Genomic DNA, 11,937 nt, shown 5'->3' on the forward strand with positions numbered 1-11,937 from the left:
GGAATGTCCTTGGAGTTGGCGCCGCGGGCGGCGGGGGCTGGGGTGGTGTGGTTCCTTTTCAGACTAGGGAGGCCCGTCCATGCCTGTCCAAGTGCATTTTTGTATCCATTGATACCCTCGGTGCATTGAGTCCGCGCAGCCAAAGGCATTCAGTTCGCCGCGAACTCCAGGTCGCGCAGCAGGCGTGCCAGCGCGGGGTTTTTGGCATCCCGGTTCCAGATGGCGTGCAGTTCCACCGGTTCTTCTTCCCTGCTGGCCAGCGGCAGGAACGAAACGCCGCGGATCCCCAGCGCGGTGGCCGAATGCGGTACGAAGGCCACACCGCGCTTGGCAGCCACGAGCGAGACCATGGTGAGGATCTGGCTCACGGTGTGCACCACGTTTTCGTGCCGGACCGCGTGCAGGCGGACCACGAGGTCGTAGAAGTACCTGGCCTGCGTGGGGGAGTGCATGATGAGCGGCTCGTCCTTGAGGTCCTCGTTCTCGATGTCCCGTTTGAGGCCGGTGAGGGGATGCGATGCGGGAACGGCCAGCACCATTGACTCGCGGTAGAGCAGGTGGGAGTCGAATACCTCCGTATCAAAAGGCGGCCGGGCCAGGCCGAGGTCCAGTTCGCCGGTGAGCAGGCCCTGGATCTGCTCGCCGGTGACCAACTCCTGGAGGTCGATGTCCACATCGGGCACGATCGCGCCAATCTCCTCCAGCAGGGGTCCGAGGATGCTGAAGCCGCTCGCGGCGGTGAAGCCGATGCGGAGATGGCCCTGCCGGCCGGAGGCGATGCGCCGTGCGGTCACAGGGGCCCTGTTGGCCAGCGCCATAAGCCGGCGGGCCTCGTCAAGGAAAGCGCGTCCTGCTGCGGTCAGCTCGACCCGGCGGTTATCCCGCTCGAGGAGTTCAGCCCCCACGGACTTCTCCAGTTTCTGGATCTGGCGGCTGAGTGGAGGCTGGGTCATGTTGAGCCGTTCGGCGGCCCGGCCAAAGTGGAGTTCCTCGGCCACGGCGATGAACCCGGTCAGTTGGTCCAAGGTAAACATGATGCTCTCCCGGTATTACTTGATGCATATTTGGGCTTAGACAGGCATCATAGCGCGTCCCTACACTCGATCTAGCGAGCCGGGCAGTGACCCGGTTCACACCATCTACGGGCTGAGGCAGCCCGCAGTGCTAACGAGGAGTTTCAATGATGCACTTCCCCAACCGCCGCGCCATTCTTGGTGCGGCATCGGCCATCACCCTGTTGGCCCTGACCGCGTGCGGCAACGTTTCCGGCGGCGGCAGCGATTCATCCAAGTACCCCAATGGCCCGGTCAACCTCACCGTCGGCCAGGCACCGGGCGGCAGCACCGACCTCATCGCCCGTGCCATCTCCGAAGGCGCAGCCAAGACCCTCGGCGCACCGATGCCCGTAGTCAACAAGCCGGGCGCAAACGGCGCACTGGCCAGCAAGGAGGTGGCAGGAAAGCCGGCGGACGGCCAGAACCTGCTGCTCATCAACGCTTCCCTGATCACCATCACGCCGCTGGCCGTGACGCAGGACGAGGCCGTCAACATCGATGACTTTGACATCATCACCGGCCTGTCCCAGGACGACTACGTGCTGGTTGCCAGCGAAAAGTCCGGCTTCAAGTCCATCAAGGACGTGACCTCGGCCGGCCGCAACGTCACCTACGGCACCACCGGCGTCGGAACCGGCAGCCAGCTTGCCCAGACCGTTCTCTTCAAGCAGGCCAACGTGAAGGGCACCGACGTTCCCTTCGACAGCGGCAAGCCCGCACTGACCGCCGTCCTGGGCAACCAGGTGGAACTGGCCACCATCCAGCTTGGCGAGGCCATGCCGCAGATCGAGGCCGGCAAGGTGTCCCCGCTGCTCGTCTTCTCGGAGGAGCGCAACTCCTTCCTGCCGGACACGCCCACCGCCAAGGAATCCGGCTATGACGTTCCGGTGGCCCAGTACCGCGCCGTCGCCGCTCCCAAGGGAACCCCGCAGGAGGTCAAGGACAAGCTCCTGGCCGCTATCCAGGACACCCTGAAGTCGGACGCGTACAAGGAGTTCAACAAGAAGAACATGCTGACCCCGAAGGAAATCTCCGGTGCGGAAGTAGTCACTCAGTGGAAGGACTACGCAGCCAAGTACAAGGCCCTGGTGGAGAAGTACAGCATCAGCCTTGCCGGGAACAAGTGATTCCAGTGCAGGCAGCATCACCGTTATCCGGCGGCGGGAACAGCTCCAACGCTGTTTCCTCCGCCGGGAACGGCACCACTGATCTTCCCGACGCCGAGCCCGACGATCTGACTCCCGAGCAGCTGGCGGCCCAGTGGGAGGAAGAAAAGCCGCCTGCCGCGGGCGCGCTGGCCAACGTGGGGTCCTCCCTGGTGGTCATCGGCGTCGGCGTGGGGGCCGTGGTCCTGTCGGTTGCGATGGGCCTGGGCACACCGTCCGCCCCGCAGCCTGGCCTGTGGCCTTTCATGATCAGCTGCGTGATGGTGGTCCTCGGGCTGTTCCAGCTGATCATGGGCCGGCGCAACCGGGACGCGGAGAAGTTCACCCGCATGTCCGTGGCCCCGCTGACCGGCATGGTCACTCTGGCCGCCATGGTGGCCCTCATGCCGATTGCCGGCTTCGAACTCCCGGCCCTGGTGCTGTGCATCATCTGGATGCGCTACCTCGGCGGCGAAACCTGGCGCTCCACGCTCGTGGTCAGCGCCGTCGTCGTGGCAGCTTTCTACGGCATCTTCGTGACGGCGCTCAACACTTCCATCCCCCACCTCTTCTAGGAGACCACCGTGGATTTCCTGAATCCCGTGATCAACGGATTTGCAGTCGTCCTGGAGCCAATGAACCTCCTGTACTGCCTGATCGGCGTCGTTATCGGCATGCTGATCGGTGTATTGCCCGGTCTGGGGCCCGCGGCAACCATCGCCATCCTGCTCCCGCTCACCTACAACGTTGAGCCCGTCACCGCCATCATCATGCTGGCCGGCATCTTCTACGGCGCCCAATACGGCGGCACTATCACTTCGGTGCTGCTGCGGCTGCCCGGCGAGGCCTCCTCCGTGGTGACCGTGTTCGACGGCTACCAGATGGCCAAGCAGGGGCGGGCCGGCACGGCCCTCGGACTGGCATCCATCGGCTCGTTCGTCGGCGGAACCGCGGCCATCATCGGCCTGACCTTCCTGGCCCCGATCGTGGCAAGCTTCGCCCTGGACTTCGGGCCTGCCGAGTACACCGCGCTGGCGTTGCTGGGCATCCTGCTGGTGGCCACCATCAGCAGCGGCTCAAAGACCAAGGCCCTCATCGCGGCAGCCCTCGGCCTGCTGCTGGCAACGGTTGGCCGGGACATCTTCACCGGTGAAAACCGGTTCACCTTCGGCAGCCTGGAGCTTGCCGACGGCATCGACTTCGTGCCGATCGCCATGGGCATCTTCGGCCTCGGCGAGATCCTCTACAACCTCGAGGAGCGCCACCGCGCCGCCAAGGCGCCCTCCGCCGTCGCAAATGTCTGGCCCTCGCGGGGCGATCTGAAGCAGGCATCCGGCGCCATCGGCCGCGGCTCCGTCCTCGGATTCTTCCTGGGCATCCTGCCCGGCGGCGGCGCCACCATCGCCTCGATGGCCTCCTATGCCATGGAGAAGAAGCGGGCCAAGCAGCCGGAGCGCTTCGGCAAGGGTGCGCCGGAAGGCGTGGCCGGGCCGGAAACCGCCAACAACGCCGCGGCGACGTCCTCGTTCATTCCGCTGCTGACCCTCGGCATCCCGGCCAACGCCACCATGGCGCTGATGTTCGGCGCACTGCTGATCCAGGGCGTCACCCCCGGCCCGCAACTCGTGGAGCAGGACCCGGGACTGTTCTGGGGCGTGGTGAACTCCATGTACATCGGCAACATCCTGCTGCTGATCATGAGCCTGCCGCTGGTGGGGATCTTCGTTAAGATCCTCCGCGTGCGGGCCGCCATCCTGGCGCCGATCACGGCGCTGATCACCCTGCTCGGCGCCTACACGATCAACAACAGCATGTTCGACGTGACGCTCGTGGTGGTCTTCGGGATCGTGGGCTACCTGATGAAGAAATTCGGCTTCGAACCAGGTCCGCTGGTACTGGCATTCGTGCTGGGCTCCCTGCTGGAGAGCTCCCTCCGCCGCGCCCTGCTGGTCTTTGGCGGCGACCCGCTGGGCTTCTTCAGCCGGCCTATCTCCGCCACGCTCCTCATCGTGTTCGTTCTTGTGGCCGCGCTCCCGGGCATCCGCTCCGGGCTGGCCAAGCGCAAGGCCACAATCCCCGCGGACACCGCCGCCACAGAAATTAAGGAGAAGGTATGAGCATCATCGTCGGATTCGTCCCCACCCCGGCGGGGGAGGCCGCCCTCGCGGCGGGCATCGCGGAGGCCCGCCTCCGCAACCAGGATCTGGTGATCGTCAACTCCGCCCGGGAAGGCGCCCTGGTGGACAAGTCCGTGGCACCGGACGACGTCCTGGCCAACGCTTCCCGGCAGGCAGCGGACGCCGGCGTGACGGCCAGGGTGATTCAGCCGCCGTACCAGCATGACCTGGCCGATGAGTTCCTCGACGTCGCGCGGGAGGAAAACGCCTCCCTGATCGTCATCGGGCTGCGGCACCGCACGCAGGTGGGCAAGTTCATTCTCGGCAGCCACGCCCAGCGCATCCTCATGCAGGCAGACCGTCCCGTTCTGGCCGTGAAGGCCGACGGCGGCCAGTTTTAGTTCCCGCAGCACCACTTGGTAAGAGGCGGGCCGGCACCCGAACGGGATTCCGGCCCGCCTCAGCCATATCCCGCACGTTTTCTGGATCAACCAGAAGGACGGCAAGGGCCGCACCATGATCCACCAGAACGACGGGCTCACGGTCTTCCGGAAGGCATCCCCGGGCGGAGGCGCCGTCGCTCGCAGGCCGTGACGTCGGACTCTTAACCTGCTTCACAGGAATAGCGGGCACCGCAGGGACCTTGTGCTAAACGGGCTGCCGACCACCGGCCGCCTCGTGAAAGGACATTTTTGCCTACTGCCTTCATCCCGTTCACCATGTGCGCCACGGTCCGCGACGACCACCGGCGCTCCTTCCGCACCGACCTGGAACGCCTCACGTCCGTCCACCGTGGCTGGGCGCCGTTGGATGTGCTCAAGTCCACCAACACCAAGGCTCTCCTCCGCGGAGCGATCCCGCAGGGCGTTCACACCGCCACAGACGCGGGTCTCGCCCGCTACCTCCAGGACCGCCTTGCCGCCGACACGGACATCCACCTGGATCTCACCGTCAGCATCGAGCGGTAACAGAATCCTGCGCAGCCCCGGACCTTTTTGGGTCCGGGGCTTTTTCGTGCCGCCCATATGCGCTGAGTGTCAGTTTTGCGTCCGCTGCCGGTACCGACGAGGCGTTTCGCCGGTGTCGTTGAGGAAATGCCGGTTGAAATTGGACAGGTTGGAAAAGCCGACTTCATAGCAGATGTCGGAGATGGCGCTGTCGCTGTGCTCCAGCAGGCGCCGCGCGTGGGCGAGACGGAGTTTTCGGACCAGGTCGCTGAAGTTCTGGCCCGTGGAGCGTTTGAAGTATTTTGAGAATGTTGGTTCGCTCATGCCGACCAACGCTGCCGCTTCGGACATCTTGATGTTGCCGGCATGGTTGCTGAAGACATACTCCAGGACGATATCGACGACGGCCGCGGCCTGGCCGTCCAGTTGCGGCCGGAACCATTCCTCGGCCAAGTAACGCCGTTCCTCCTGCGGGGCCCGCACCAGAATCGTGAAAAGTTCCAGGAGGTGGTGCAGCCGTTCCAGCCCTTCGGTTTCGCCCATGGCTTCGATGGATGCGGCGGCGGCCCGGGCCGAGCGGCCCAGGAACTCGATCCCGCGCGCGGACTGATCCAGCAGGGGCTTGACCTCCTCCATCTCAGGAACGGTCACAGCGGCCTGTTGAATCCACTTCCCGTCGAACTGGATCACGGCGTCGCGCCGTTCGAGCACCTCTCCGGGCTCCAGGTCGCTGACCCAGTCGTGCGGCAACCCCGACCCGACCAGCGAGACGTGTCCCGCCTCAAAGGTGCCGATGTGGTCGCCGACGATGAACTTTCCCGTGCCTTTGCGGATCAGGTGGATCTCATATTCGGGGTGGTAGTTCCAGCGCGCCAACGGACTGGGGTAGTCGTGCTCGTGCCACCGGACCGAGTGGCTGGGGTCCGGCGGGATGACCTCCCGGTTGGCACGCATGCCCAGCAGCCGCTCTGCGAGCCTGGCCGTTGCGCCGTCGGTAGGGGCGGTCATTGCGGGTCTCCGTGTCGTGGGATGTTTATGAAATATGGACACCGCAGATCAGTGCCTTCGCCTAGATTACCGCCAACGCAGACCATCCCATGGAAAATTTGTATCAGAATTCAGCAACCAGGACGCTAGTTGTGCGGTATCCCACAGACCTAAAGTTGAGGAACACCAGCGCGGCACATCGGATCCCCCGATCAAATGCCCGCTCCAGTCCGGTACTTCGACACAGCAGTCGGGGTGCAGTGGCTGCGCACCCCCTTGAAGAACAAAGGAGTCCTCAATGCGCTCAAAAATGCGCGCTGCCGTGCTTTCCGCCGGCGCTCTGTGTATCGCTCTCGCCGCCTCCGCATGTTCCGGAGCGGGCGGGGGCTCTGCAGCGGGAGACCAGAACAGCATCAACGTGCTGATGGTGAACAACCCGCAAATGGAAGACTTGCAGAAGCTGACCGCAGATAACTTCACCAAGGAAACCGGCATCAAGGTCAATTACACGATCCTGCCGGAGAATGACGTCCGGGCGAAGATCAGCCAGGAATTCTCCAGCCAGGCCGGCCAGTACGATGTCGCTTCCCTCTCGAACTACGAGATTCCGTTCTACTCCGAGAACAAGTGGCTCGCACCCCTGGACAATGTAGCCAAGGACGCCGAATTCAACCAGGCAGACATTCTGCCCGCTTACACGGCTTCCCTGACTGGCAAGGACGGGAAGCTGTACGGCGAGCCGTTCTACGGTGAGTCCTCCTTCCTGATGTACCGCAAGGACATTTTCGAGGCCAAGGGCCTGACCATGCCGGAGAACCCCACTTGGGACCAGGTCGCTGATTTGGCCGCAAAGGCCGACGGAGCGGCTGCGGGCATGAAGGGCATCTGCCTCCGCGGCCAGCCGGGCTGGGGCCAGGTTTTTGCGCCGCTGACCACGGTGGTGAACACCTTCGGCGGCACCTGGTTCGATAAGGACTGGAACGCGAAGGTCAACGCCCCCGAATTCAAGGAAGCGACCGAGTTCTATGTGGACCTGGTGAAGAAGCACGGTGAGGCCGGGGCTGCGCAGGCAGGGTTCACGGAGTGCCTGAACAACATGAGCCAGAGCAAGGTGGCCATGTGGTACGACGCGACGTCCGCTGCCGGCGCGCTGGAGGCCGCGAACTCGCCGGTGAAGGGCAAGATCGGCTACGCCCAGGCGCCTGTGAAGAACACGAAGTCTTCGGGCTGGCTCTGGACCTGGTCCTGGGGTGTCCAGGCAGCCTCGAAGAAGCAGGATGCTGCGGGCAAGTTCATCGCCTGGGCCAGCTCCAAGAAGTACGAGGAACTCGTGGCTTCCAAGCTGGGCTGGGCGAAGGTCCCCTCCGGCAAGCGCATCTCCACCTATGAGAACGCCGAATTCCAGAAGGCGGCACCGTTCTTCAAGGCCGAACGCTCCGCCATCGAGAACGCCGATCCGAAGAACCCCGGCGTGCAGGAGCGCCCCGTTGTCGGCATCCAGTTCGTCGGCATTCCCGAGTTCGCCGACCTTGGCACCACGGTCTCCCAAGGTGTCAGTTCGGCCATTGCAGGCCAGGGTTCCGTGGAGGACGCGCTGGCCAAGGGCCAGGACGCCGCACAAAAAATCGGCGACAAGTACAAGAAGTAATAAACCCACCAATCGGTTCTGTGGCCCCTCCAATGGGGCGGGCCACAGAACCGCAGGAGAACATCATGACAACCGCAACAGCGCGCATCGGCCGGCCTGGCCACAGCGCAACCAAACCTTCCAAAAGCGCCAGGTCCCGCGAACGCGCCCTGGCCTGGGCTCGGCGTGCGCCGCTGCTGCCGGCCCTGATCTTCCTCATCATCGTCACCCAGCTTCCGTTCGTGGTGACGCTGATCATCTCGTTCCTGAACTGGAACAGCCTTCGCCCGGACCAGACCGGTTTCGCCGGCCTGAACAACTACATCCAGGTCCTCACCAACGCCGACCTGCGCCGGGCAATTTTCACCACCATCCTTTTGACGGTCGCGGTGGTCCTGGCCAGCCTTGTCATTGGTCTCGGACTGGCGCTGCTGCTGGATAAAAAGTTCATCGGCCGGGGACTGGCCCGGACCCTGCTGATCGCCCCGTTCCTCGTTGTGCCCGTCGCGGCCGCCCTGATCTGGAAGCACGCCCTCCTTAACCCGACCTACGGACTGATCAACGGGATCCTGACCTGGATCTGGTCCCTGTTTGGCAGCGACACCCCGCCCCAGCCGGACCTCCTGTCCCAGGCGCCCCTGATGGCCGTGATCGTGTCCCTGGTCTGGCAGTGGACGCCGTTCATGATGCTCATCCTGCTCGCCGGGCTGCAGTCTCGCCCCATGGACACGGTCGAAGCCGCGCAGATGGACGGCGCCACCCCGTGGGCGATTTTCACGCACCTGACACTGCCGCACCTGCGCCAGTACCTGGAACTGGGCGGACTGCTGGGCGCGATCTACATTGTGCAGAACTTCGACGCCGTCTTTACCCTCACCTCCGGCGGGTTGGGCACCGCGAACCTGCCCTACGCGATCTACCAGACGTTCTACTTCGCCAACGAATACGGCCTGGCCTCGGCCGCCGGCGTCGTAGTGGTCATCGGCACCATCATCGTGGCGACCTTCGCCCTCCGCACCGTTTTCTCGCTCTTCAAGAAGGAGGCAGCACGATGAGCACCCTCACCCCTGCCGCACCCCAAAACAGCAGCCCCGGGCCCACGGCGCTGAACACCGGATCCCGGCGCGGTTTCGGGAAGTTCGGCCGCGGCAAGTCCCGGATGGACCCGACGCGAAACAACACCGCCGCCGGTGTGGCCGCCTGGTTGCTGGCCCTGCTGTTCGCCACGCCCGTCCTGTGGATGATCCTGACCTCATTTCACTCTGAAACGGACGCCGCCACAAACCCGCCCTCCGTTGCCGCGAACCTGACCCTGGACGCGTACAAGGAGTTCTTCGGCGCCAGCTCCGGGGTCAGCCCGTGGCCGCCGCTGATCAACTCCGCCACCGCCTCGATCCTGTCCACCGTCCTGGTTCTGGTTCTGGCCATCCCGGCGGCCTACGCATTGTCGATCAAACCGGTGAAGAAGTGGACGGACGTCATGTTCTTCTTCCTCTCCACGAAGATGATGCCCGTGGTCGCTGCGATCCTGCCGCTGTACCTGTTCGCGAAGACCACCGGCGCCCTGGACAACATCTGGTTCCTGATCCTGATGTACACCTCCATGAACCTGCCCATCGCCGTCTGGATGATGCGCTCCTTCCTCGCCGAAGTGCCCGAGGAAATGCTCGAGGCCGCCCAGATCGACGGCGCGGGCCTGCTCCTGACACTGCGCAGGATCGTCGCTCCGGTGGCCATGCCCGGCATCGCCGCCACCGCCCTGATCTGCTTCATCTTCAGCTGGAACGAACTCCTCCTGGCCCGGGTTCTGACCGGCGTCGTCGCCGGAACCGCCCCCGTCTTCCTGACCGGCTTCGTCTCCAGCCAGGGACTGTTCCTCGCCAAGGTCTGCGCCGCTGCCGTCGTCATCTCGCTGCCGGTGCTGTTCGCTGGCTTCGCCGCCCAGGACAAACTCGTCCAGGGCCTCTCCCTCGGCGCCGTGAAGTAACGCCCCCGCAGCGGCCGCCCGTTCCCACTTCTGATCCCAAAGGAACACTCCTGTGACAACATCAACCGCACACTCACCGGTTCTCGGACAGCCGGAACTGCCAACCTCCATGCGCGCCTCCATCCTGAAGCGCCAGGGCGACATGGCACTGGAAACCCTTCCCGTCCCCGGCCTGGAGCCCGATCAGGTCCTGGTGCAGGTCGCCGCCGTCGGCGTCTGCGGCAGCGACGTCCACTACTACGAACACGGGCGGATCGGGGACTACGTGGTGGACCACCCGCTTATCCTTGGCCACGAGCTCTCCGGCCGGATCGCCGCCGTCGGAAGCGGCGTCGACCCTGACCGCATCGGCAACCGCGTCGCCGTCGAACCCCAGCGTCCCTGCCGCACGTGCAAGCAGTGCAAGGCCGGACGCTACAACCTGTGCCCCGACATCGAGTTCTACGCCACCCCGCCGATCGACGGCGCCTTCGCGGAATACGTCACCATCCAATCCGACTTCGCCTACGACATCCCGGACAGCGTCAGCGACGAGGCCGCCGCCCTTATCGAGCCGCTGTCGGTGGGGCTGTGGGCCTGCGAACGCGCCGAAATCCGGCCCGGCAGCCGGGTACTGATCGCCGGCGCCGGCCCGATCGGCATCATCGCCGCCCAGGCCGCCCGCGCCTTCGGTGCCACGGAAATCTACATCAGCGACATCGCCGACGACCGCCTGGCCTTCGCCCTGGAGCACGGCGCCACCCAGGCGCTGAACGCGAAGACGGACACTGTGGAAGGGCTCGACGTCGATGCCTTCATTGACGCTTCCGGCGCACCGCAGGCGGTCCGTTCCGGGATCAAGGCCGTGGGACCGGCCGGGAGGGTCATCCTCGTCGGGCTGGGGGCGGACGACGTCGAACTCCCCGTCTCATACATCCAGAACCGGGAGATCTGGCTCTCCGGAGTCTTCCGCTACACCAACACCTGGCCTCTGGCGATCCAGCTCATCGCCGACGGCAAAGTGGACCTGGATGTCCTGGTCACCGGCAAGTTCTCCCTCGTTGAGTCCGAGGAAGCACTCAAAGCCGGCAAACAGCCGGGCCAGCTCAAGGCCGTCGTCTACCCGGGCCGCTGACCATGATCACCGTCATCGGCGAATCGCTGGTTGACATCATCGATGACCAGCGGCGGGGTAACAGCGACCCCGAGATGCACCCGGGCGGCAGCCCGCTCAACGTTGCCGTCGGCTGCGCCCGCCTGGACCTCCGCACCACACTCGTCACGCACTTCGCCGAGGACCGTTACGGGCGCATGATTGCTGACCATCTGGACAGCAACGGCGTCCGGAGCATCGTCGGCGGCTCCGAACCGACCTCAACCGCCCTGGCCTCCCTGGACGCCGCCGGTGCGGCGCAATATACGTTCTCCATAGGCTGGGACATCAACGGAGCATCCATACCTGCCCTGGCAGCCGCGGAGAGTTCGCTCCATGTCCACACCGGGTCCATTGCGACTGCACTGCCCCCGGGCAACAAGTCGGTACGGGGACTGGTCGACGCGGCACGCCCGCACGCCACCATCAGCTTTGACCCCAACTGCCGTCCGGCCATCAGCCCGGACGTGGCCGCGGCACGGGAACAGGCCGAGGACTTTGTGGCCGCCAGTGACATCGTCAAGGCCAGTGACGAGGACCTGCTGTGGCTTTACCCACACAGGACGCTGGAGGAGTCGATGGCGGCGTGGCTGGACCTTGGCCCGTCGCTGCTGGCGTTGACCCGCGGCGCCAACGGCCCGGTGCTCATGACAGGGCAGGGACGCGTGGAGACCCCGGGGGAGCCCATCACGGTGGCTGACACCGTTGGGGCAGGAGACTCCTTCATGGCCGGACTGATCTCCGGACTCGCCCAGATGGACATGCTGGGGGCGGCCGGCAGGCCACACCTGCGTAACCTGTCCCCGGATGACCTGCACGCCCTGGCCGCCTATGCGAACCGGGCCGCGGCGATCACCTGTTCCCGCCAAGGGGCGAACCCGCCGACGTCGGCAGAGCTGGGTCCCCTGACCGGCTCCATTTCCGCCCAGAAGGCGTGACC

The 11,937-nt window shown here is 64.9% G+C and carries 12 protein-coding genes; 10 read left to right on the forward strand and 2 right to left on the reverse strand.

The genetic code is table 11. The annotated features are described in order from the left end of the window. Positions 1-149: 149 nt before the first annotated feature. Entirely contained in the window at positions 150-1,034 is an 885-nt protein-coding gene (locus ABRP34_RS14735) for a LysR family transcriptional regulator (protein ID WP_003800477.1), read from the reverse strand. A gap of 146 nt (positions 1,035-1,180) precedes the next feature. Here ABRP34_RS14735 and ABRP34_RS14740 point away from each other — a divergent pair, with 146 nt between their 5' ends. The 5 genes from ABRP34_RS14740 to ABRP34_RS14760 all read left to right on the forward strand — a co-directional run bounded on the left by ABRP34_RS14740 (position 1,181) and on the right by ABRP34_RS14760 (position 5,285). Further along, positions 1,181-2,182, forward strand: coding sequence for a tripartite tricarboxylate transporter substrate binding protein (locus ABRP34_RS14740; protein WP_003800478.1), 1,002 nt, complete (start codon positions 1,181-1,183; stop codon positions 2,180-2,182). Between the two features lie 5 nt (positions 2,183-2,187). Beyond that, complete coding sequence (locus ABRP34_RS14745) at positions 2,188-2,775, forward strand: tripartite tricarboxylate transporter TctB family protein (protein WP_353710761.1); 588 nt, start codon at positions 2,188-2,190, stop codon at positions 2,773-2,775. Between the two features lie 9 nt (positions 2,776-2,784). After that, a complete protein-coding gene (locus tag ABRP34_RS14750; RefSeq protein WP_003800480.1) occupies positions 2,785-4,317 on the forward strand; it encodes a tripartite tricarboxylate transporter permease in 1,533 nt (510 codons plus the stop codon). Continuing rightward, a complete protein-coding gene (locus tag ABRP34_RS14755) occupies positions 4,314-4,718 on the forward strand; it encodes a universal stress protein (protein WP_003800481.1) in 405 nt (134 codons plus the stop codon). The genes ABRP34_RS14750 and ABRP34_RS14755 overlap by 4 nt, the downstream gene beginning before the upstream one ends. 291 nt (positions 4,719-5,009) lie before the next feature. Beyond that, the gene (locus ABRP34_RS14760; RefSeq protein ID WP_353710762.1) at positions 5,010-5,285 is read left to right on the forward strand and encodes a hypothetical protein; all 276 of its coding nucleotides are present in this window, start codon (positions 5,010-5,012) and stop codon (positions 5,283-5,285) included. Positions 5,286-5,354: 69 nt separating this feature from the next. On the opposite strand, the gene ABRP34_RS14765 is transcribed toward ABRP34_RS14760, so the two are convergent. Continuing rightward, entirely contained in the window at positions 5,355-6,272 is a 918-nt protein-coding gene (locus ABRP34_RS14765; protein WP_353710763.1) for an AraC family transcriptional regulator, read from the reverse strand. Between the two features lie 277 nt (positions 6,273-6,549). Here ABRP34_RS14765 and ABRP34_RS14770 point away from each other — a divergent pair, with 277 nt between their 5' ends. The 5 genes from ABRP34_RS14770 (at position 6,550) to ABRP34_RS14790 (ending at position 11,935) form a co-directional block, all read left to right on the forward strand. Next, positions 6,550-7,899: a sugar ABC transporter substrate-binding protein gene (locus ABRP34_RS14770; protein ID WP_353710764.1), complete on the forward strand. Its 1,350-nt coding sequence runs from the start codon at positions 6,550-6,552 to the stop codon at positions 7,897-7,899. Positions 7,900-7,964: 65 nt separating this feature from the next. Next, complete coding sequence (locus ABRP34_RS14775; RefSeq protein ID WP_353710765.1) at positions 7,965-8,933, forward strand: sugar ABC transporter permease; 969 nt, start codon at positions 7,965-7,967, stop codon at positions 8,931-8,933. Further along, on the forward strand, positions 8,930-9,865 hold the full coding sequence (locus ABRP34_RS14780) for a carbohydrate ABC transporter permease (RefSeq protein ID WP_353710766.1): 936 nt from the start codon (positions 8,930-8,932) through the stop codon (positions 9,863-9,865). The genes ABRP34_RS14775 and ABRP34_RS14780 overlap by 4 nt, the downstream gene beginning before the upstream one ends. Before the next feature lie 109 nt (positions 9,866-9,974). Further along, a complete protein-coding gene (locus ABRP34_RS14785; protein ID WP_353713373.1) occupies positions 9,975-10,979 on the forward strand; it encodes an NAD(P)-dependent alcohol dehydrogenase in 1,005 nt (334 codons plus the stop codon). Positions 10,980-10,981: 2 nt separating this feature from the next. Further along, on the forward strand, positions 10,982-11,935 hold the full coding sequence (locus tag ABRP34_RS14790; RefSeq protein WP_353710767.1) for a carbohydrate kinase: 954 nt from the start codon (positions 10,982-10,984) through the stop codon (positions 11,933-11,935). Positions 11,936-11,937 lie beyond the last annotated feature (2 nt).

Source organism: Arthrobacter sp. K5 (assembly GCF_040448525.1).
Classification (GTDB): Bacteria; Actinomycetota; Actinomycetes; order Actinomycetales; family Micrococcaceae; genus Arthrobacter; species Arthrobacter globiformis.